This window comes from Demequina sp. (assembly GCF_016278765.1).
GTDB lineage: Bacteria > Actinomycetota > Actinomycetes > Actinomycetales > Demequinaceae > Demequina.
Genome location: NZ_JADQBE010000020.1, coordinates 1 through 20,379, shown reverse-complemented (window position 1 = coordinate 20,379; position 20,379 = coordinate 1). Strand labels below are relative to the sequence as shown.

Sequence of the window (20,379 nt, the reverse complement as noted above, 5' to 3'; positions counted from 1 at the left end):
GGATGGCGGGTGCGGGGGCCCGGTAGGTGTGCCCGTGACCGCGCTTAGGATGGTGGAGCCGGAAATCCGGTCCGTTGTCATGCCCTGGAGGCCCCGTTGTCCCGTCCGCTCGCTCCGCTCGTCGCGTCACTTGGCGCACCCAGCATCGGCGACGGGGACCACCTGACGGCCCCTGCGTCGGCGTCGCCAGCATTGCTGGCCTCGGCGGTGAACGACGACAGCCTGCTCGTGGTTCTCACGGCGACGGGCAACGATGCGGAGGCGCTCGAGTCCGCGTTGGGCGCCTACCTTGATCCTCACCTCGTCGCGCTGTTCCCCAACTGGGAGACCTTGCCGCACGAACGCCTCAGCCCCCGCTCGGACACGGTGGCGCGCCGGCTCGCAACGCTGCGGCGGGTGGCGCACCCCGACCAGGCCGCGCGGGAGACGGGCCTGCCCGCCCCGCGCATTGTGGTGGCGCCGCTGCGGGCCGCGCTCCAGCCGTTGGCGCCAGGGCTGGCGGATCTTGAACCGGTGCGGCTCACTCGCGGCGAACGCGTCGACCTCACCGACCTGGTCGCGTCGCTTGCCGACGCCGCCTACGCCCGCGTCGACATGGTGGAGCGGCGAGGCGAGTTCGCCGTGCGCGGCGGCATCGTAGACGTGTTTGCGCCCACCGACCCCCACCCCGTGCGCATCGAATTCTTTGGCGACGAGGTCGAATCGATCCGGCAGTTCTCCGTCGCGGATCAGCGCTCACTCGTGGAGGTGGAGCGCCTGTGGGCGCCGCCGTGCCGCGAGGTGCTGCTGACGGAAGACGTGCAGCGCCGGGCGTCGTCGATGCAGTCGCAGCTGCCAGCGGCGGCCGACCTGCTGGGACGCATTGCGGCCGGCCAGGTGGTCGAGGGCATGGAGTCGCTGCTGCCCGTCCTGGTCGATCACCTCGAGACGTTCCCGTCCCTGCTGCCGCACGGCTCGCGGATCGTTGCCCTCGAACCCGAGCGGCTGGCTCGCCGCGCGGAGGACCTGCACAGCACCGCCGAGGAATTCCTGGCCGCCGCGTGGGTGAGCGCCACGGCTGGCGCCCACGCGCCCGTGGAACTGGGCGCTGTCGCCGAGGCCGCTGCCGACAGCCCGCTCGCCAAGGGCGGCTTCCTGACCCTTGATGAGCTTCATGAGGCCGTGGACTCGGCGGGTCTCGGTTGGGCCACCATCGGGCCATTTGGTGGGGACGATGCGGGCCAGACCGGGTTCGTGGCGCTCGAGTCGTTCCGGGGACGGGCCGGCGCGGCGCTTGAGGTGGCGCGGGCCCGGCTCGCGGACGGATGGCGCGTGGTGGTGGCTGCGGCGGGCACCGGATCGGCACACCGCATCGCCGAGCAGTGCCGCGACGCGGACCTGACGGCGAGGGTGAGCGAGGACGCGGGCAAGGCGGCGCCCGGCGTGATCGAGATCGTCGCCGGTGTGAGCGGCGGCGGCTTCCAGGTCCCCGAGCAGCGACTGCTGGTGCTCCACGAGTCCGACCTCACGGGCCGCGCCGCCGCCGTCGTCGGACCCAAGGTGAAGGTTCCCTCCAAACGCCGCAACGTCGTCGACCCCCTGCAATTGCGCACGGGCGACTTTGTGGTGCACGAAAGCCACGGCGTCGGCCGTTTTGTGGAACTCACCAAGCGGACGGTGCGCGGCGTCGAGCGCGAGTACCTGGTGATCGAGTACGCGCCCTCCAAGAAGGGCCACGCGGGGGACAGGCTCAGCGTCCCCACCGATCAGCTCGACCTCATCACCAAGTACGTGGGCGGCGAGGCGCCGTCCGTGAACAAAATGGGCGGGGCGGACTGGGCCAAGACCAAGGGCCGCGCGCGCAAGGCCGTCAAGGAGATCGCCGCCGAGCTCATCCGGCTGTACTCCGCGCGCATGGCCACCAAGGGTCGCGAGTTTGGTCAGGACACCCCGTGGCAGCGGGAACTCGAGGAGGCGTTCGCCTTTGTCGAGACGCCCGACCAGCTGAGCACCATCGACGACGTCAAGGCCGACATGGAAAAGCCGGTGCCGATGGACCGGCTCGTGTGCGGCGACGTGGGGTTCGGCAAGACGGAGATTGCCGTGCGCGCCGCATTCAAGGCCATTCAGGACGGCACCCAGGTGGCACTGCTGTGCCCGACCACACTGCTGGTCAAGCAGCACGTGGACACCTTCGCCGAGCGGTTCGCGCCGTTCCCCGTCAAGGTGGTGGCGCTCAGCCGCTTCCAGAGCGACAAGGAAGCCAAGGCCGTGGTGGAGGGGCTCGCCGACGGCACGATTGACATGGTCATCGGCACGCATCGGCTCATCACCGGTTCCGTGCGCTTCAAGCACCTTGGCCTGGCCATCATCGACGAGGAGCAGCGGTTCGGCGTCGAACACAAGGAGACCCTCAAGGCGCTGCGTACCGACGTGGACGTGTTGTCGATGTCCGCGACGCCGATCCCGCGCACCCTCGAGTTGGCCGTGACCGGGATTCGTGAGATGTCCACGCTGGCCACGCCGCCCGAGGAACGCCACCCGATCCTCACCTACGTGGGCCCCCAAGAGCCGGCGCAAGTGGCCGCAGCGATCCGCCGCGAGCTGTTGCGCGACGGCCAGGTGTTCTACATCCACAACTCCGTCAAGACCATCACGCGCGCGGCCATGCACCTTGCCGAGCTGGTGCCTGAGGCCCGCATCGCCGTCGCCCACGGTCAGATGGGCGAGAAGCAACTCGAGCAGGTGATCGTGGACTACTACGACAAACAGTACGACGTGCTGGTGTGCACCACGATCGTCGAGACCGGGCTGGACATCTCCAACGCGAACACCCTGATCGTGGAACGCGCCGACACGTTTGGGCTGTCCCAACTTCACCAGCTGCGGGGCCGCGTCGGGCGCGGCAGGGACCGCGCGTACGCCTACTTCATGTACCCGCCCGAGCGCACCCTCACCGAGACCGCCCACGACCGGCTCCAGACCATCGCGGCCAACACTGATCTTGGCTCCGGCATGGCGGTGGCGCTCAAGGACCTCGAGATCCGCGGCGCGGGCAACCTGTTGGGAGGTGAGCAGTCGGGCCACATCGAGGGCGTCGGCTTCGACCTCTACATCCGCATGGTGGGGGAGGCCGTCGCGGGCTTCCGTGGCCAAGGCGAAGAGGAACGCGCTCCGGTCACGATCGACCTGCCCATCGACGCCCACATTCCCACGGAGTACATCGAGCATGAGCGCTTGCGGCTGGAGGCCTACCGCACCATCGCCGATGCCACGGATGAGGCCGCGCTGATTGCCGCGGCCGACGCCCTGGACGACCGCTACGGCGCCGTGCCGCCGCCCGTGGCCAACCTGTTCGCGGTGGCGCGCCTGCGCCTGGAAATGCGCACGCTGGGGGTGACCGACCTTGTCGCTCAAGGCAAGTATGTGCGGTTCGCACCGATCGCCTTGCCGGATTCAGCGGCCATGCGGATCACGCGGCTGTATCCCGGCACGCTGATCAAGCCGGCGGTGCGCAACATCCTCGTTCCTGCGCCCACCACGGCACGCGTCGGCGGTTCGCCGGTGGAGGGTCTCGCCGTGCTCGACTGGGCACGCGAGGTGCTCAAGGCCGCCCTACCGACCCCGGTAGGATGAAAGACATGAAGCGCATCTCCGCCGCACTCCTGTTGACCCTTGTCCTCAGCGCATGTGCCGTCACCGGCCAGCCCGCTCGACCCGGCACCGCCGCAGTGTTCGACGGCAACACCGTCACCAACGAAGAGGTGGGCGCGTGGTCGACAGCGCTGCAGGACCTCGGATTCCAAGACCGTCCCGGGGACGTCCTGACGTTGCTGTTGCTGCAGCCGATCGTCGAGCAGGCATCCATCGCCGACGGCAATGTCGTCACCGATGAACGGATCGCGCAGGATGCCGTCTACTGGGCGCTCGCCACGGGCAGGCCGATCACGGATGTGACGGACGATCAGATTGCTGTGGTGCGCACGGTCCGCGCCCTGGCGACGCAGGCCGTTCCGGCCAACGACACCACCTTGACCTTCACTCAACCCGTGTTGGACGCGCTCGCCGGGTTGGAAACCCGTGCGGAGGTGAGCCCCGAGTACGGCGCCTTCTCGCAAGCGGTGTTCGCGGACAGCATTGCCGCAGCGATCGCAGACATCACCAATTACTCCGGTGCCCAGGGGCAAATCAGCTACCTCGTGCTCAAGAGTGTCAACGGTTTCAGCCCGATTGCGCAGCGCGAGTGGATGGGTGAACCCGCCGCCACGGACGGCGCTTCCGCCTAGGTACTGTGGCCCGGCGGGACTGAACTCACCTCGATAGACTCACGGGGGAGAACCCCATAGATGGCCGCTCACGCGGCACAACGATAGGAGCAACATGGCCAGCATTGAGGCCGTCGGCGCCCGCGAGATTCTCGACTCGCGCGGCAACCCCACAGTTGAGGTCGAGGTTGCTCTTGAGGACGGCACGTTCGCGCGTGCAGCGGTCCCCTCGGGTGCCTCCACCGGTGCTTTCGAAGCTGTCGAGCGCCGCGATGGCGACAAGGGCCGTTACCTGGGCAAGGGCGTCGAGCAGGCGGTTGACGCCGTCATCGACGAGATCGCCCCCGAGGTGGTCGGCCTCGACGCCACGGAGCAGCGCCTCATCGACCAGATCATGATCGACCTGGACGGCACGGACAACAAGAGCAAGCTGGGCGCAAACGCGATCCTCGGCGTGTCTCTCGCCGTCGCCAAGGCCGCCGCCGACAGCGCCGACCTGGCCCTGTTCCGCTACGTGGGCGGACCCAACGCGCATGTGCTGCCAGTCCCCATGATGAACATCCTGAACGGCGGCTCGCACGCCGACTCGAACGTGGACATCCAGGAATTCATGATCGCCCCCGTGGGCGCTTCATCGTTCCGTGAGGCGTTGCGCATGGGTGCCGAGGTCTACCACTCCCTGAAGTCGGTGCTCAAGGAGCGCGGGCTGGCCACCGGACTCGGTGACGAGGGTGGCTTCGCCCCCAACCTCGACTCCAACCGCGAGGCTCTCGACCTGATCCTGGTCGCCATCGAGAAGGCGGGCTTCACGCCGGGCGACGACGTGGCGCTCGCGCTGGACGTGGCCGCCTCCGAGTTCTACACGGACGGTTCGTACCAGTGGGAGGGCGGCCAGAAGTCGGCCGCCGAGATGATCGAATTCTACGAGGGCCTCGTGTCCGACTACCCGCTCGTGTCCATCGAGGACCCGCTGGACGAGGACGACTGGGAGAACTGGACGGCACTGACCGCGTCCGTCGGCACCAAGACCCAGATCGTCGGCGACGACCTGTTCGTGACCAACCCGGTGCGCCTCAAGAGGGGCATCGAAGAGGCCGCGGCCAACTCGCTGCTCGTGAAGCTCAACCAGATCGGCACGCTGTCCGAGACCTCCGACGCCGTGACCATGGCTCAGCGCGCGGGCTTCACCGCCATGGTGTCGCACCGCTCGGGTGAGACCGAAGATGTCACGATCGCGGACCTATCCGTGGCGTACAACTCCGGGCAGATCAAGACGGGCGCGCCGGCACGTGGCGAGCGCATCAACAAGTACAACCAGCTGATGCGCATCGAGGAGGAACTGGACGACGCCGCGGTATACGCGGGCAAGTCCTCCTTCCCCCGCCGCTACGGCAAGTAAGCAGGACGCCCGCGCTCAGCTGGCGACCACCTGAACACAGGTGACTCTCCGCGAGTCACCGCCCCACGCGCGCGGCGCGCCAGGACAATGAGGGCATGTCTGCCCCCACCCGTCCCGGCGCGCCGCGTACGTCTGCGCGCAGCGGATCGTTGCGCACGGGTTCGTCGCGCTCGGCCGCGCCGCGCGGGGGCGGTGTGAGCACGGCTCCGCCCTCCCGCCCGGGTCAGGGCGCATCGTCAGGAAGCGCGCCCAAGGTCAAGCCCGCGATCCAGGCGGCGCCCGCGCGCGGGTCACTCGCGGCCATGCTGTCATGGCGCACTCTGGTGCTCGCGGGCGTTGTGGGGCTTGCCTTTGCGCTCGTGCTGCCGTCGGTGAGGGTATACCTGGACCAGCGCGCGCAGATCAACGATCTACAGGCAGAGCGCGACGCCGCTCAAACACAGGTGGACGACCTCAACGCGCAGTTGGAGCGCTGGAACGACCCGGCCTTTGTGGTGGCGCAAGCCCGTGAGCGGCTGGCCTACGTCTTCCCAGGCGAGACCCCGTATCGGGTGGTGGATCCGGAGGTGGCGCGACCCGCTGCGGTGGGTTCGGTCGATGCCGTGCGTGCCGGCGAGACCGGCGCCACCGAGGGGCCGTGGTACCACACGATGTGGGCGTCGATCCAGGAGGTGGGCGAGGGCGCCGACGCTCCCGCGCTGACGAGCACGGTCCCCGCACAGACAGCGGATCCCGCGCCGTCCTCGTCGGGCACGCCCATAGAATTGGGCGGGTGAGCGTCGCCCCTGAAGACATCGAGACCCTGCGCGCCCAACTGGGTCGCGCGCCGCGGGGCGTGGTGGCCGTGGCGGCGCGTTGCGCGTGCGGCAACCCCACCGTCGTCAAGACGGCTCCCCGGCTGCCAGACGGCACCCCTTTCCCCACGCTGTACTACCTGACTCATCCGGGCGCAGTCGCGGCGACCTCCACCCTCGAGGCCACCGGCGCCATGCGCCCGATGCAGGAGCGGCTGGGCGAGGACGAGCGGCTGGCGGCGGCGTACAAGGCGGCGCACGAGCGCTACCTCGAGGAGCGCTACGCGGTCGAGGACGTGGAACAGATCCACGGCATCTCTGCTGGCGGCATGCCCGATCGAGTCAAGTGCCTGCACGTGCTCGTAGGCCACGCGCTCGCTGCGGGCCCGGGGGTGAACCCGTTGGGCGATGAGGCACTGGCACTGATGGCCGACCGCTGGCGTCCGGACCGGTGCGCATGTGACCAGCCGCGCTCGCGTTCTGTTGACGTCGAGCGCGGCTAGGGTGGGACGCATGACTCGCGTCGCAGCCGTGGATTGCGGTACCAACTCCCTCCGCCTCCTGATCGCCGATGTTGCGGACGGGCACCTCACCGATGTGGTGCGCACCATGACCGTGGTCCGCCTGGGTCAGGGCGTGGACAGGACGGGTGAGTTCGCGGCCGACGCCCTCGACCGGACGTTTGCCGCGGTGGATGAGGCCGCAGCCTTGTGCCACGAGCACGGCGTCGAGGCCAGTCGCTTTGTGGCCACCTCGGCTACCCGTGACGCCCGCAACCGGCAACAGTTTCTCGATGGCGTGAGCGAGCGCCTGGGGGTGGTTCCCGAGGTGATCTCGGGCCATGAAGAGGCGGAACTGAGTTTCCGTGGCGCCACGTCGGTGCTGGACGCCAGCCACGACGCGCCGTATCTGGTGGTGGATCTCGGCGGAGGCTCGACCGAGGTGGTGCTGGGCACCGCACACCCCGAGTTCTCGCACTCGATGGAGGTGGGCTGCGTGCGCATGACCGAACGACACCTCGTCTCCGATCCGCCCGAGCCCGACGAGATCGCGGACGCCGTGAGAGACATTCACGCGGCGATCGACGCCGCCTTTGAGGGAGTGCCAGTGGGCCGCACGCGCACCCTGGTGGGCCTTGCCGGTTCGATTACGACGGTGACTGCTCACGCGCTCGGCCTGCACTCCTATGATCGCGACCGCATCAATGGGGCCGTCCTGCCCATCGATGCCGCCATGAAGGCGTGCGACGAACTGCTGCACGCGTCGCACGCGTCTCGCGCCGCGCTCGGCTTCATGCACCCCGGCCGCATCGACGTCATCGGTGCTGGAGCGCTCGTATGGCACACGCTCATGGGCAGGGTCCGTACCGCCGTGCGCGACGCCGGCGGCGAGTTACCCCATGTGGTCACCAGCGAGCACGACATCCTCGATGGCATCGCGTTCTCCGCGGCGCAGCTCGCACGGTAGCCCCGCCGCCCCCGTAGCCCAACTGGCAGAGGCAGCCGACTTAAAATCGGCACAGTGCGGGTTCAAATCCCGCCGGGGGCACATGCGCAGTCCAAGGGCACTGCGCAGTGTCGTCGCTCGTTAGACTCTCAAGCGCACCCCCTAGGAGGAAATGTGTCCAACCCCGTTTTTTCGAACACCAAGGAATTCACCGCGGGCACGCCCGTCGGCTTCGAGACTGACGCGCAACGCACCGGCATCGAGGGCGCCCACGACCGCATGACGTACGAGGGCACCATTGCCAAGGCGGCCTCCCTGTTCCTCGTCGCCGCGGCGTCGGCCGTGTTTGTCGGCATGGTGATTCCCGGGCTCACGCTTCCCATCTCGTTCGCCGCCTTCGCCATGAGCCTCGTCGTGGCGTTCGGCACGCGCCACCAGCCCAAGCCGGGCCTGATGACAATCACCATTGCCCTGTTCGGCGGCGCGGCCGGCGGCATGTCGGTGTACTACGAGGCGGCCTACGGCGGCATCATTCTGCAGGCGCTCGTCGCCACCGCGATCGTCTTTGCGAGTGCGCTGACTGCCTACCGCATGGGCTGGATCCGGGGCTCGGCCAAGATCCGCAAGTTCTTGGCGATCGCCGTACCCGCGTACGTGGTGTTCTCGCTCGTGAACGTCGCCATGGTGATGTTCGGCGGCTTCAACATGCGCGAGGTGGAGATCGGCGGGCTTGGGGTCAACCTGGGCCTCATCCTGTCGCTGTTCGCCATTACCATCGGCGCGCTCATGCTGATCAGCGACTTCGACTTTGTGGAGAACGGCGTGATCAAGGGCCTGCCCGCGAAGTGGGAGTGGAGCGCCGCCTATGGGCTGGTGTTCGCGATCATCTGGATCTACATCGAGATGCTGCGCCTGCTGAGCTACTTGCGCCGCTGACCACACCCGCCCCACCCGGAGACAACCGCCATGGCGCTGTATGACCTCCCGCTTGCCCAGTTGCGCGAGTACAAGCCGGAGGTGCGCGAGCCGGTCGACTTCGATGAGTTCTGGACCGCGACGGTTGCCGAGGCGCGCGCGGCCGGGGGTGACGTCGTCTGTGGCGACGTGCTGCGGCTCGCGGGCGTCGAGACCACCGATCTCACCTTCCCCGGCTTTGGGGGGCACCCGATCAGGGCCTGGCTTGCCCGCCCCGCGGGCGCTGCTGGCGAGTTGCCTTGCGTGCTCGAGATGGCGGGCTACGGCGGCGGCCGCGGGCTCGCAATCGAGCACACCCTGTGGCCGTCCGCGGGCTACGCATACATGTTCATCGATACCCGCGGCCAGGGCAGTGCGTGGGGCAGCGGTGGAGACACGCCCGACCCCGTCGGCGCGGAGCAGGCCCTGCCGGGATACATGACGCGCGGCATCCTCGACCCCGGCACGTACTACTACCGGCGGGTCATCACCGACGCGGTGCGCGCGGTCGACGCCGTCCGCACGCTACCCGGCATCGACGCGTCGCGCATCGCCTTCAAGGGCGCCTCGCAGGGCGGCGGCGTGGCGCTCGGCGTGGCGGGACTTGTGCCCGACCTCGCGGCGGTCATGCCCGACGTTCCCTTCCTGTGTCACGTTGAGCGTGCGATCGAACTCGTGGACACCATGCCGTACGCCGAGATCACGCAGTATCTGTCGGTGCACCGCGACATCGCCGATCGCGCTCTTGCCACGCTGTCGTACGTTGACGGCGTGAACTTTGCGAAGCGTGCCGCCGTCCCGTCGCTGTGGTCGGTGGCCCTCAGGGACGACGTCAGCCCGCCGTCGACGGTGTTCGCCGCCTTCAATTGGTACGGGGGCCCGTCCGAGTCCGCGGCAAAGCAGATTGAGGTCTATCCGTACAACGGACATGAGGGCGGCCAGGCGCACCAGACCGTCAAGCAGGTGGACTTCTTAGCCGACGTCCTGGGCTGACGCCAGCGCCCAGGGGGCGTCACGCGTAGCTGACCTGGCAGAAGCCGTGGTTGCAGTAGCCGCCGGGATTCTTGTGCAGGTATTGCTGGTGGTAGTCCTCGGCGTAGTAGAACTCGCCGTCTCCCGCAGAGTCGACCATGTCGATCTGCGTGGAGATCTCCCCAAAGCCCTCGCTCGCGAGTCGCGCCTGGTACGTGTCGCGGGAGGCGGCGGCGGCGGTCAACTGCTCGGGCGTCGTCGCGAAGATCGCGGACCGATACTGGGTGCCCACATCCCCGCCCTGACGGTTGGGGGTGGTCGGGTCGTGGTTCTCCCAGAATGCCGCGAGCAGCGTCTCCACCGAGACCTTGGCGGGGTCGTACACCACCTGGACGGCTTCCGTGTGGCCCGTAAGTGACGTGCACGTTTCCTGGTATGTGGGGTTCTTGGTCCAACCGCCGATGTACCCGGCGGCGGTGGAGTGCACGCCGTCGATCTGCCAGAAGATGCGCTCCGCGCCCCAGAAACATCCCATCCCGACATACAGGACCGCGAAGCCCTCGGGCCACGGACCCTGCAGCGGCGTTCCCAGCACCGCGTGGCGATCCGCGACCCGCAACGGGGTGTCGCGCCCCACCAGGGCCTTGTCCTTGGTCACCATCTGTGTCTTCGTCACACCGAGCATGTGATGCACCTCCGATCCTTCAACGTCGTGGGGTATCGGTTGTGTTCCAGTGCCCGCGATACGCTCGGTTCATGGCGTCAGACGAGTTCACTCCCGAAGAGGCTGCGGGCGCGGTCGAAGACGTGATCGGAAGCACCGAAGACAGCGTCGTCACGACCGTTCCCTTGTCCTTGAGGGTCGCGGGCGCGTGGTCTTGGCGCATCATCGTGGTCGGCATTGTGGTCATCGCGATCGGAAACGTGCTGGCGTTGCTGAGCCCCGTGGTGCTACCTCTCGTGATCGCACTGCTCATCGCCGCCCCCCTCGAACGCCTGGTGAGTTGGATGCACCGGAGGAAGATTCCGCGGGGACTCGGCGCCGCGATCGCCGTGCTGCTGCTCGTGACCGTCGTGCTCGGCCTCGCAGTGGCCATCGGCACGTCGGTCATCAGCGGCTTCGACTCGCTACGCCAATCCGCCGCCGAGGGTTTTGACACGCTGGTCACGTGGCTCGTCGACGGTCCGCTGCACGTGTCGAGCGACCAAGTCAATGGCACGGTCGACCAGATCATGAACGCCGCTCGCGACAATGCGTGGGGCCTCGCCTCGGGTGCCTGGAGCGTCACGGGGACACTGGGTGCGCTCGCGGCCGGAGTGGTGCTCGCGCTGCTGTCCCTCTACTTCTTCTTGCGCGACGGCGCCCAGATGTGGGGCTTCTTCGTGAGCCTTGCGCCCAAGCGTGGGCGCGTCAGCATGGACCGCGCGGGCCGGGCGGGCTGGACCACCCTGCGGCGCTACACGCAGACATCGGTATTCGTCGCCTTCATCGACGCCGTCGGCATCGGCACCGGCGCCTGGATCCTCGGCGTCCCGTTGGCGCTTCCCATCGCCATCGCGGTGTTCATGTTCTCGTTCATCCCCCTCTTTGGCGCGGGGATCTCCGGCGCCGTGGCGGTGCTGGTGGCGCTCGTCGATGGCGGCTGGGTGACGGCCCTGCTGATGTTGCTGGTCGTCCTGTTCGTCCAGCAGACCGAAGGCAACATCCTCTATCCGTGGTTGTTCGGCAAGGCCGCCTCGGTGCATCCCATGGCTATCCTGCTGGCCGTGGCGGCCGGCACGCTCCTGGCGGGCCTCGCCGGCGCGGTCATCGCCGTGCCGATCCTCGCGTTCACGGTGGCGTTCGCGCGCGGCCTGCACAAGGAGTTCATCCTGTCGCGCGAGGACGAGTTCCCGATCACCGGTCAGATCCCCCTGATCGCGGAGAAGTCCAAGGAGGCGTTCAGGCGCGCGCGCACCAAGGTCACCACCTCGCAAATCAAGGTGCGCAAGCGCCGCAAGCGCTGACGCGCGCTTCCGTTCGCCGTGGAGTGTCTCGCCTACGATTCCGGCCGGTGTCGTTCCTGCACGCTCATCGAGACGCCCTACCCGCGGCAAGTCGCGTCCAAGCAGGACGCGCTCGAACGCCTGCTGTCCGCGGCGCTGGGAGACGCGGCCTCCGCCATCGCGTGGCGGGAGCCGGTGGTCGGCCCCGAGTCGGGGTTCCGCACTAAGGCGAAGATGGTGGTGGCGGGCACGATTGAGGAGCCGACGGTCGGCATCCTCGACGCTGCCGGCCATGGGGTGGACCTCCGGGACTGTCCGCTGTACGACCCCGCGCTGACCGCGGCGTTTCCGATCCTCGCGACCTTTGTCACGGTGGCTGCCTTGCGGCCGTACAGCGTGCCCGAGCGGCGCGGGGAACTGAAGCACATCATCCTGACCGCATCGCCGGCAGGCGAGCTGATGGCCCGATTCGTGTTGCGCTCCACCGAAGCGTTGGCGCGGATCCGCAAGCACCTCGCTTGGTTGCAAGAGCAGTTGCCCGCGCTGGTCGTGGTGACCGTCAACGTGCTCCCCGAGCATCGTGCCGTCGTGGAAGGCGATGTCGAGATCGTCCTCACGGAGCGCGACGAACTGCACATGGATCTCGGATCTGTGGACCTGCGCCTACGCCCGCAAAGCTTCTTCCAGACCAACACCGACGTGGCCCGGGCGCTGTACGCGCAGGTGGCACAGTGGGTTGGGGAGTCGCTCCCGGTTTCCGTGTGGGACCTGTACTGCGGCGTCGGAGGCTTCGCGCTCCACTGTCTTGCCGACGGCCGCACCGTCACCGGCATCGAATCGTCGGAACAGGCCGTGCTCAGCGCGCGCGGCACGGCCGCACAGATGGCGGGCCGGGGTGTGCCTGGGGCCGCCGACGCCCATTTTGTGGTCGCCGACGCGCCGGCGTGGGCCGAAACTCACGCCGCTCCCGACGTGGTCATCGTGAACCCGCCTCGGCGTGGCCTGGGAGCCGCACTGGCCGGATGGCTCGAATCCAGCGGCGTGGGCCGTGTGGTCTACTCGAGCTGCAACGCGGTCACGCTCGCGCGGGACCTGGCAGCCATGCCGTCGCTCGTGCCCGTGAGGGGCAGGCTGCTGGACATGTTCCCGCACACCGAGCATTTCGAGGCAGTTGTGCTGCTCAAGCGGCACTGAGCATGGGCGCGGAGCGCCCCGGACGTGGGCGCCGGTGGCGCGCTATGGAACGAAGGGTTCGACCTCGATGATGTCGACCTCGATGTCATTGCCATTCGGAGCCTGGTAGGACGTGCTGTCGCCCACCTTCTTGCCGATGAGTGCCTCACCCAGCGGAGACTGCGCGCTGAACACGTCGAGGTCGGTTCCGACGGCGACCTCGCGGGAGCCCACGAGGAAGCGCATCTGGCTGCCCGCAACCTTGGCGGTCACCACCGACCCGGACTGGACGGTGCCGTCCTGGGACGGCTCGCCGACGTGGGCCGACTCGAGGATGCCGCGGAGCTGCTTGATGCGGGCCTCTTGCTTGCCCTGCTCCTCGCGGGCGGCGTGGTAGCCCCCGTTTTCCTTGAGGTCTCCCTCTTGGCGGCGCTCGTCGATTTCGTTGGCGATGTCGACGCGCCCCACCGTGATGAGGTGGTCGTACTCCTGCTGAAGGCGGTCGTAAGCCTCTTGGGTCAGCCAGGTACTGGTCTGCTCGGTCATCATCTCTTCCTTCTTGGCGAAGTGGTCAAGGCTAACGAATAGATCGCCACGACCACAAACACGCCGTGTGGCGCGCGGGTGACTTAGTCGGCCTCGCAGTAGTGCACCAAGGCGGTTGTCGCCTCTTCGGTGGTGACGATGGGGGTGGTGACGCGCTGCTCAGCACCGTCGGCGGGGTCGAAGTGTGCGGTGGTCACGCCCACCTCGGCAAACCGCACGTTGAGCGCCCGCAGGTGGCAGGTGGCGGGCTGGTCGCCGTACAGGAACACGTCGTAGGTGACGGTCGCGGCGGTGGGCGAGATGATCTCAAATCCGACCTCCTGCCAGCGCACCGGCTGGTCCGCAATCCACCACCCCCACACACTGGCCAGGCCGATGAGTGCCGCCAGGCCGATGCCTACCAGCCAGCGGGCACGCGTCGACAGGCGCGCTCTGGTCGGAGCGTCGTCGTCGAGGGATTCGTCAAGAGTCATTGTGAGGCAGGATAGACCCCGTGTCCGCCTTTGATCCTCGGTATTACCAAGTCGGCCCCGGTTTCTGGGGTTTTCTCGCGACGTTCGTGATGGCACTTGCGGTGATTGTGATCTATCGGTCGCTGTCCAAGCACTTGCGCAAGATCCGCAGGGACGAGGAGCGCGCTCGAGAGGAACTGAGGATGAAGAGTTCAGGCTCCGAAGACCGCGAGGGCGGCGGCGATGTAGTGGCACGCGAATCCGGCGACAGTGAGTGAGTGGAAGATCTCGTGGTAGCCGAAGTAGCGCGCTGACGCTCCGGGCCACTTGAAGCCGTAGAACACGGCCCCCACGGTGTAGCACACGCCGCCCGCGCCGATGAGCGCGACCACGGCCCCACCGCCGGCGTCGTAGAACGGGCCGATGTAGGCCACGGCTACCCATCCGAGGGCAACGTACATGGGCACGTACACCCACCGGGGCGCGTTGAGGAACAGAATGCGCGACAGCAGGCCCAGCACCGCGCCGGTCCAGACGATCGACAGGGCGACGGTGGCGGTGTCCCGATCGAGCAGGATCACGCACAGGGGTGTATAGGTTCCGGCGATGATCAGGAAGATGTTCGCGTGGTCCATGCGGCGCAGGACTGCTCGCGCCTTGGGTGACCAGTTTCCGCGGTGATACACGGCCGATGTGCCGAACAGGTTCACGGCCGTGAGCGTGAAGATTGCCGACGACACGCGCCCCGCGAGGGTGGGCGCAAACACCATGAGCACCATGCCGCCGATGAGCACCAGCGGCGCCGCTCCGAGGTGCAGCCATCCGCGTAGTAGGGGCTTGTCGATCGTGGGCGGGGCGTCATCGCGCACGGGGGTCTGGCCCGGAGCGGGCGACGGTGTCTTGGCCACAAACTTACGATACCGTAGGTTGGCGAACGCGCAATTCGTCGTAGCATCGTGTCCGGAGGGTGTCGATGGGCTTGCGTGATGCGGCGTACCGCGGGTACGAGGCGTTGCTGTCGCGCGACCTGAAGGCGCGCGGGTCTGGGCCACGCCACATCGGCGTCATCCTCGATGGCAACCGCCGCTGGGCCAGACTCAGCGGGACATCGGCAGCACACGGTCACCAGCGCGGTGCCGACAAGATCACCGAGGTTCTCGAGTGGTCCAAGGACGCCGGCGTGGAGGTGGTGACCCTCTGGTTGCTCTCCACCGACAACCTTGCACGTGACGGGCACGAGCTGAGCGACCTGCTGGAGATCATCGTGGACGCTGTGGAGCGGCTCGCGCGCGACGGCCGGTGGAGACTTCAGCACGTGGGCGACGCGTCGCTGCTCCCGCCTGACATCGCCCAGCGCTTGAATGCCGCGGTCGAGTCCACTGAGGATGCCACCGAACTCCACGTCAACGTCGCCGTGGGCTACGGCGGTCGACACGAGATTGCCGATGCCGTCCGGTCGTTCCTGCTGGAGGGTGTTGCGGCGGGCCACTCACTGGAGGAGGTCGCCAAGCAGTTCTCGGTGGAACACATCGCCGAGCACCTGTACACCAAGGGCCAACCCGATCCGGATCTGGTCATTCGCACGTCGGGCGAGCAGCGCTTGAGCGGCTTCCTCATGTGGCAGAGCGCCCACACCGAGTTCTACTTCTGTGATGCGTACTGGCCAGACTTCCGCCGCGTCGACTTTCTGCGCGCGCTGCGCAGCTACGCCCAGCGGGAGCGTCGCCACGGCCGATAGCGGTCCTCCCACTGCGGTGCGGCGGCCACCGCCCCCGCGCCACGCCCGGCCGCGTGGGCGTGAGTTACGAACAGGTGACGGGCGGCGTGTCTCGTCGTGTTGGGTTCGCTGCGGCGTACCGTCGGCAATGTGGTACTTCACCTAAGGCGGCCCCAACCGGGACCGTCCTGACCCCATCGCCGCCGGGCGATGGGTGCCCTGCGGCCTGATACCGCCGGGAGACCCCGTGACCCACACCAGCACCGAGACCAGCGTCGTTGCTCACACCGAAGTGGCGGTGCGCACCTTCGTACTCGACACGTCGGTCCTCCTGTCGGATCCGAGGGCTCTCAAGCGCTTCGCGGAGCACTCCGTGGTCCTGCCTGTCGTCGTCATCACGGAACTCGAGGCGAAACGGCACCACCCGGAACTGGGCTACTTCGCCCGCTCGGCGCTACGCGCCCTGGATGACCTGCGGGTCCACCACGGCACTCTGGACAAGCCGATTCCGGTGAACGATGCTGGCGGCACGGTACGCGTGGAACTCAACCACACCGACCAGAACGTGTTGCCCAGCGGGTTCCGCTTGGGAGACAACGACACCCGGATCCTCACCGTGGCGGCGAACCTGCGTGCCGAAGGCAACGCGGTGACCGTGGTCTCCAAGGACCTGCCGATGCGCGTCAAGGCCTCGGCGCTGGGCATGGATGCCGAGGAGTACAGGGCGGAACTCGCGGTGGACTCCGGCTGGACCGGCATGCGCGAAATCCAGCTGAGTGACGATGAGATGGCGGGCCTGTGGGAGGCCGAGACGATCGCGGCGCCCGATGCGGCCGACTGCGGCGAAGACGTTGCGTCGCTTCCGGTCCACACCGGGCTCGTGATGCATTCGGCGCGGGGCTCGGCGCTGGGTCGAGTCACCGAGGAGGGCACCGTCAGATTGGTGCGCGGAGACCTTGAGGTGTTCGGGCTGCACGGCCGTTCCGCCGAGCAGCGGGTCGCGCTCGACCTGCTGATGGACGAAACCATCGGCATCGTCTCCATGGGAGGGCGCGCGGGCACCGGAAAGTCGGCGCTGGCGCTCTGCGCAGGCCTCGAGGCCGTGATGGAGCGTCGCCAACACAAGAAGATCATGGTGTTCCGCCCGCTGTACGCCGTGGGAGGCCAAGAGCTGGGGTACCTGCCCGGCTCCGAGGCGGAGAAGATGAACCCCTGGGCACAGGCCGTGTTCGACACCCTGGGCGCCGTGGTGAGCTCCGCGGTGGTCGAGGAGGTCATGGCACGGGGCATGCTCGAGGTGCTGCCGCTCACCCACATTCGGGGACGATCGCTTCACGACGCCTTCGTGATCGTGGATGAGGCCCAGTCCCTCGAGCGCAACGTGCTGCTGACGATGCTGAGCCGCATCGGCCGCGACTCAAGGGTGGTGCTCACCCACGACGTCGCCCAGCGCGACAACCTGCGGGTGGGTCGCCATGACGGCATTGCCGCGGTGATCGAGGCGCTCAAGGGCCACCCGCTGTTCGCGCACGTGACGCTCGAGCGTTCGGAGCGCTCGGCGGTGGCCGCTCTGGTCACGGACATGCTGGAGCGCCTGGACCTCTAGGGTCCGAACCCTGGGGTGCTACTCGCTTGAGACGTCGATCTCGTGCGCCGGGCATGAGTCGTCGGGCACCGCCACGTCGAGCCCGTACAGCATGCCGAGCGCATCCTTGTATTTGTCGGCCTGACCGGACTCTGCCATTTCCTTGGCGCGCACGGTGGGCGTGTGGAGTAGCGCCTTGGCGAAGTGTCTGAGCGCCGCCTCGATCTCGGTAGCCTGGGCGTCGCCCGAAGGGTCGGCGCCCGGGCCGGGCCGCACTCGTGCCACCTCCCGCTCAAGCAGGCCGAACACGTGCTCGCGCAAGGCGACGATGGCGGGGTCGACCGATCGACCCGACTCGCTCGTCGAGAAGCGGGCGACGGCATGGGCGACGATGGCGCGAGCAGTCTCGAGCGCCACCAGGGATTCGCCGGGAGCGTGGGCCTTGACATCCTCAAGCCGCACCACGTGGACGCCGCGCAGCGACTCCACGCCGGGGGCGACGTCGCGATGCAGCGCCAGGTCGATCAGCGTCAGCGAGTGCCCACGCGAGGTCATCGCCTGCGCGACGAGTGCGGGTGTCAGCACAATCGACTCGCCGCCGGAGCAGGCGAGTACTACATCCGCCTCTTCGAGCGCCGCCACGAGGCCCTCGTCCGTCACCACCTCAAGGTCGTGGAGTCCCGCAAGCCCGGCCGCGTGACCGGAGGGCGAATACACGCCTGTCACGCGTGCGCCGCGACCGCGCAGCACGCCGATCCCCGTCTCGGCGAGGGCTCCAGTGCCCACGACGAGCGCGCTCGCCCCGCGCCACGCGACGGTGGCATCGGCAAGGTCGAAGGCGACGGACAGCACGGACCGTCCGGAGGTCCCCAGGCCGGTGGACGACGCGACGACGCGCGACGTGCGCAGCGCCGACTGGAAGACGCGATCCAACGTGGGCGACAGGTGGCCACCCTCACGAGCATCGATGTGGGCGCGGCGCACCTGGCCGGAGATTTCGCGTTCGCCCACCACCATCGACTCGAGCCCGGACGTCACCGACATGAGGTGCTCGACCGCATCGTCGCCCTCGTAGGCCAAGAGTGAAGCGTCGATGACCTCCACGTCGAGAGACGTCATGGACGACAGCGCGGCGACCACCTCGGCGCGAGCGACGACGGGGTCAACCACGTCGAGATACAGCTCGAAGCGATTGCAGGTGGGCAACACGACGGCGCCGGTCACCGTAGAGCCAATGACGGCGCTCCCCAGGCGGTCCGAGCCGACGCTCAGCTGCTCCAGGGTGTTCAGGTCTTTGTTGTGGTGGCTCGCCACGAGGGACAGCAATGCCATGGACCAATACTGACACGTCCGGGAGTGGTGGAGAATCAAGACATGGTTCTCCCCGACGTTCATCCACTCATCGCCGGTACCGCGTCGGCTTCACCCTTGGTGCGCGCCTTGCGGGGCGACCGCCCGGAGCTCACGCCGGTGTGGTTCATGCGCCAGGCGGGTCGCTCGCTTCCCGAGTACCGGGAGGCGCGCAAGGGAACGGCGATGCTCGAGGCGTGCCTCGACCCGGCGCTCGTGGGCGAGATCACGGCCCAGCCCGTGCGCCGCCATGGCGTGGACGCCGGCATCCTGTTCTCCGACATCGTGGTGCCGCTGCTGGTGGCCGGGGTGGACGTGACGATCGAGCCGGGCGTGGGACCGGTGTTTGCGAACCCGATCTCTACGGCCGCCGATGTTGCCGCGCTTCCCGCGCTCGGGGCGGCCGGCGACCGGGGAAGCTTCGACAGCGCACTCGACGTGGTGCGGGCTTCCGTGGATGCCTCGCTCGAGCAATTGGGAAGCGTGCCGCTGATCGGATTTGCGGGCGCGCCGTTCACGCTGGCCGCCTACATGGTCGAGGGACGGCCGTCGCGCGACCACCTGGCCGCCAGGCGTCTGATGATTGGCGACCCGCACGCGTGGGATGCGCTCATGGCGTGGGCGGCGGACGCGGCAGGGCTCTTCCTGCGTGCGCAGGTGCTCGCCGGCGCCAGCGCTGTCCAGTTGTTCGACTCGTGGGCTGGCTCGCTGCCCCGCGATCGTTACGCGGAGCATTGCGCGCCCGCATCGGCCCGCGCGTTCGGCTACGTGACGGACCTTGACGTGCCGCGCATTCACTTTGGGACTCACACGGGACACCTGCTGGAGGACATGCGCGGCGCCGGCGCCACCGTGATGGGAATCGACGTGACCGTGTCGCTTGACGAGGCGGCGGTGAGGCTTCCCGGTGTGCCCGTGCAGGGCAACATCGACCCGGCCGTGCTGGGCGCGCCGTGGGAGGTGATTGAGGCCCACGTGCGCGATGTTGTCCGCCGCGGCCGCGCCGCGCCCTCCCACGTGGTCAACCTGGGTCACGGAGTGCCGCCCGACGCTGACCCGGCCGTCCTCACCCGCATCGTGGAGCTCGTCCATGCCCTCTGAACTGGGCCAGCGGTGGGTGGTGATTGGCGGCGGAATCGCGGGCCTGCTTGCGGCGCGGCGTCTCGCGGGCGAGGGGAACCGGGTCACGCTGGTGGAGGAGGGCGATGCGCTCGGCGGCAGGCTGCGCCACGTGGAGGTGGCGGGCCTCACCCTCGACGCCGGAGCAGAGTCTTTCGCCACACGCGGCGACGCGGTGCAGCGCCTGTGCGAGGAGCTGGGTCTCGCCGACGCGATCGCGTCACCCACGGCGGCTCCCGCATGGGTGATCGCGCCCGATCGGGCCTACCCCCTTCCTGCCACGGGGTGGCTCGGGATTCCCCTCAAGCCCTTCGCCGCGGACGTGCGCCACGTGCTCGGCCGGTGGGGATCGCTGCGGGCAAGTCTTGATCTGGTGCTGCCCACGCCCCGCATCGGCGACGCCGTCACCGTCGGCGAGGTCGCGGCAACGCGGCTGGGGCGGCGGGCGACCGAGTGGCTGCTGGCGCCAGTGATGTCGGGCGTGTACTCGCGACCGCTAGAGGATCTGCCCATGAACGCGATCGCGCCCGGCTTGGCACAGGACGTGCGTGCGCGCGGCGGGCTGATTCGTGCCGCGCGATCGCGCCGTTCGCTTGGCGCGCCCGGGGCGGCCGTGCGGGGTCTCGTCGGCGGCGTCGCCAC

At 68.3% G+C, this 20,379-nt stretch carries 20 protein-coding genes and 1 tRNA gene; 16 read left to right on the top strand and 5 right to left on the bottom strand.

Features of this window, described 5'->3' with window-relative positions:
* Positions 1–96 precede the first annotated feature (96 nt).
* The 9 genes from mfd (at position 97) to QZZ29_RS04180 (ending at position 9,830) form a co-directional block, all read left to right on the top strand.
* Positions 97–3,615 (top strand): transcription-repair coupling factor, encoded by a 3,519-nt coding sequence (mfd, locus tag QZZ29_RS04220; RefSeq protein WP_291381643.1) that lies wholly within the window; start codon positions 97–99, stop codon positions 3,613–3,615.
* Positions 3,616–3,620: 5 nt separating this feature from the next.
* The gene (locus QZZ29_RS04215) at positions 3,621–4,265 is read left to right on the top strand and encodes a hypothetical protein (RefSeq protein WP_291381641.1); all 645 of its coding nucleotides are present in this window, start codon (positions 3,621–3,623) and stop codon (positions 4,263–4,265) included.
* Positions 4,266–4,359: 94 nt separating this feature from the next.
* Complete coding sequence (gene eno / locus QZZ29_RS04210; RefSeq protein WP_291381639.1) at positions 4,360–5,643, top strand: phosphopyruvate hydratase; 1,284 nt, start codon at positions 4,360–4,362, stop codon at positions 5,641–5,643.
* A gap of 95 nt (positions 5,644–5,738) precedes the next feature.
* Positions 5,739–6,419, top strand: a complete 681-nt coding sequence (locus tag QZZ29_RS04205) for a septum formation initiator family protein (RefSeq protein WP_291381638.1) — start codon at positions 5,739–5,741, stop codon at positions 6,417–6,419.
* On the top strand, positions 6,416–6,940 hold the full coding sequence (locus QZZ29_RS04200) for a DUF501 domain-containing protein (protein ID WP_291381637.1): 525 nt from the start codon (positions 6,416–6,418) through the stop codon (positions 6,938–6,940). The genes QZZ29_RS04205 and QZZ29_RS04200 overlap by 4 nt, the downstream gene beginning before the upstream one ends.
* A gap of 10 nt (positions 6,941–6,950) precedes the next feature.
* Complete coding sequence (locus tag QZZ29_RS04195) at positions 6,951–7,904, top strand: Ppx/GppA phosphatase family protein (RefSeq protein WP_291381635.1); 954 nt, start codon at positions 6,951–6,953, stop codon at positions 7,902–7,904.
* A gap of 7 nt (positions 7,905–7,911) precedes the next feature.
* Positions 7,912–7,985, top strand: a tRNA-Leu gene (locus QZZ29_RS04190).
* 72 nt (positions 7,986–8,057) lie between these two features.
* Positions 8,058–8,819 (top strand): Bax inhibitor-1/YccA family protein, encoded by a 762-nt coding sequence (locus QZZ29_RS04185; RefSeq protein WP_291381633.1) that lies wholly within the window; start codon positions 8,058–8,060, stop codon positions 8,817–8,819.
* Positions 8,820–8,849: 30 nt separating this feature from the next.
* Positions 8,850–9,830, top strand: coding sequence for an acetylxylan esterase (locus QZZ29_RS04180; protein ID WP_291381632.1), 981 nt, complete (start codon positions 8,850–8,852; stop codon positions 9,828–9,830).
* A 19-nt stretch (positions 9,831–9,849) separates the two neighbouring features.
* Here QZZ29_RS04180 and msrA read toward each other — a convergent pair whose 3' ends face one another.
* Positions 9,850–10,494, bottom strand: a complete 645-nt coding sequence (gene msrA, locus QZZ29_RS04175; RefSeq protein ID WP_291381630.1) for a peptide-methionine (S)-S-oxide reductase MsrA — start codon at positions 10,492–10,494, stop codon at positions 9,850–9,852.
* 71 nt (positions 10,495–10,565) lie between these two features.
* On the opposite strand from msrA, the gene QZZ29_RS04170 reads away from it, so the two are divergent.
* Both QZZ29_RS04170 and rlmC read left to right on the top strand, forming a co-directional pair.
* Complete coding sequence (locus QZZ29_RS04170) at positions 10,566–11,816, top strand: AI-2E family transporter (protein ID WP_291381628.1); 1,251 nt, start codon at positions 10,566–10,568, stop codon at positions 11,814–11,816.
* Between the two features lie 18 nt (positions 11,817–11,834).
* Complete coding sequence (gene rlmC / locus QZZ29_RS04165; protein ID WP_291381626.1) at positions 11,835–12,989, top strand: 23S rRNA (uracil(747)-C(5))-methyltransferase RlmC; 1,155 nt, start codon at positions 11,835–11,837, stop codon at positions 12,987–12,989.
* 42 nt (positions 12,990–13,031) lie between these two features.
* On the opposite strand, the gene greA is transcribed toward rlmC, so the two are convergent.
* Both greA and QZZ29_RS04155 read right to left on the bottom strand, forming a co-directional pair.
* Positions 13,032–13,517: a transcription elongation factor GreA gene (gene greA, locus QZZ29_RS04160; protein WP_291381624.1), complete on the bottom strand. Its 486-nt coding sequence runs from the start codon at positions 13,515–13,517 to the stop codon at positions 13,032–13,034.
* A gap of 80 nt (positions 13,518–13,597) precedes the next feature.
* Positions 13,598–13,987, bottom strand: a complete 390-nt coding sequence (locus QZZ29_RS04155; RefSeq protein ID WP_291381622.1) for a DUF4307 domain-containing protein — start codon at positions 13,985–13,987, stop codon at positions 13,598–13,600.
* Positions 13,988–14,007: 20 nt separating this feature from the next.
* Here QZZ29_RS04155 and QZZ29_RS04150 point away from each other — a divergent pair, with 20 nt between their 5' ends.
* Positions 14,008–14,244 (top strand): hypothetical protein, encoded by a 237-nt coding sequence (locus QZZ29_RS04150; protein ID WP_291381620.1) that lies wholly within the window; start codon positions 14,008–14,010, stop codon positions 14,242–14,244.
* Here QZZ29_RS04150 and QZZ29_RS04145 read toward each other — a convergent pair.
* A complete protein-coding gene (locus tag QZZ29_RS04145; protein WP_291381618.1) occupies positions 14,179–14,874 on the bottom strand; it encodes a hemolysin III family protein in 696 nt (231 codons plus the stop codon). The genes QZZ29_RS04150 and QZZ29_RS04145 overlap by 66 nt on opposite strands.
* A 65-nt stretch (positions 14,875–14,939) precedes the next feature.
* Between QZZ29_RS04145 and QZZ29_RS04140 the strand changes: the two genes are divergently transcribed.
* Together QZZ29_RS04140 and QZZ29_RS04135 are read left to right on the top strand one after the other, a co-directional pair.
* On the top strand, positions 14,940–15,704 hold the full coding sequence (locus QZZ29_RS04140; RefSeq protein WP_291381616.1) for an isoprenyl transferase: 765 nt from the start codon (positions 14,940–14,942) through the stop codon (positions 15,702–15,704).
* 226 nt (positions 15,705–15,930) lie between these two features.
* On the top strand, positions 15,931–17,289 hold the full coding sequence (locus QZZ29_RS04135; RefSeq protein WP_291381614.1) for a PhoH family protein: 1,359 nt from the start codon (positions 15,931–15,933) through the stop codon (positions 17,287–17,289).
* 18 nt (positions 17,290–17,307) lie between these two features.
* On the opposite strand, the gene QZZ29_RS04130 is transcribed toward QZZ29_RS04135, so the two are convergent.
* Positions 17,308–18,600 (bottom strand): glutamyl-tRNA reductase, encoded by a 1,293-nt coding sequence (locus QZZ29_RS04130; RefSeq protein WP_291381612.1) that lies wholly within the window; start codon positions 18,598–18,600, stop codon positions 17,308–17,310.
* A 42-nt stretch (positions 18,601–18,642) separates the two neighbouring features.
* Between QZZ29_RS04130 and hemE the strand changes: the two genes are divergently transcribed.
* Both hemE and QZZ29_RS04120 read left to right on the top strand, forming a co-directional pair.
* Positions 18,643–19,719 carry a uroporphyrinogen decarboxylase gene (gene hemE / locus QZZ29_RS04125; protein WP_291381610.1) on the top strand — a complete coding sequence of 359 codons (1,077 nt, stop codon included), beginning with the start codon at positions 18,643–18,645 and terminating at the stop codon, positions 19,717–19,719.
* Positions 19,709–20,379, top strand: a 671-nt coding sequence (locus QZZ29_RS04120; RefSeq protein ID WP_291381608.1) for an FAD-dependent oxidoreductase, incomplete at its 3' end; no start/stop codon positions are given. The genes hemE and QZZ29_RS04120, both read left to right, overlap by 11 nt.

Bases quoted from the DNA above. Each gene is read 5' to 3' on its own strand.
- QZZ29_RS04215 (WP_291381641.1), top strand. From the start codon at position 3,621: ATGAAGCGCATCTCCGCCGCACTCCTGTTGACCCTTGTCCTCAGCGCA.
- eno (WP_291381639.1), top strand. From the start codon at position 4,360: ATGGCCAGCATTGAGGCCGTCGGCGCCCGCGAGATTCTCGACTCGCGC.
- QZZ29_RS04205 (WP_291381638.1), top strand. From the start codon at position 5,739: ATGTCTGCCCCCACCCGTCCCGGCGCGCCGCGTACGTCTGCGCGCAGC.
- QZZ29_RS04195 (WP_291381635.1), top strand. From the start codon at position 6,951: ATGACTCGCGTCGCAGCCGTGGATTGCGGTACCAACTCCCTCCGCCTC.
- QZZ29_RS04180 (WP_291381632.1), top strand. From the start codon at position 8,850: ATGGCGCTGTATGACCTCCCGCTTGCCCAGTTGCGCGAGTACAAGCCG.
- msrA (WP_291381630.1), bottom strand. From the start codon at position 10,494: ATGCTCGGTGTGACGAAGACACAGATGGTGACCAAGGACAAGGCCCTG.
- QZZ29_RS04170 (WP_291381628.1), top strand. From the start codon at position 10,566: ATGGCGTCAGACGAGTTCACTCCCGAAGAGGCTGCGGGCGCGGTCGAA.
- greA (WP_291381624.1), bottom strand. From the start codon at position 13,517: ATGATGACCGAGCAGACCAGTACCTGGCTGACCCAAGAGGCTTACGAC.
- QZZ29_RS04155 (WP_291381622.1), bottom strand. From the start codon at position 13,987: ATGACTCTTGACGAATCCCTCGACGACGACGCTCCGACCAGAGCGCGC.
- QZZ29_RS04140 (WP_291381616.1), top strand. From the start codon at position 14,940: ATGGGCTTGCGTGATGCGGCGTACCGCGGGTACGAGGCGTTGCTGTCG.
- QZZ29_RS04130 (WP_291381612.1), bottom strand. From the start codon at position 18,600: ATGGCATTGCTGTCCCTCGTGGCGAGCCACCACAACAAAGACCTGAAC.
- hemE (WP_291381610.1), top strand. From the start codon at position 18,643: ATGGTTCTCCCCGACGTTCATCCACTCATCGCCGGTACCGCGTCGGCT.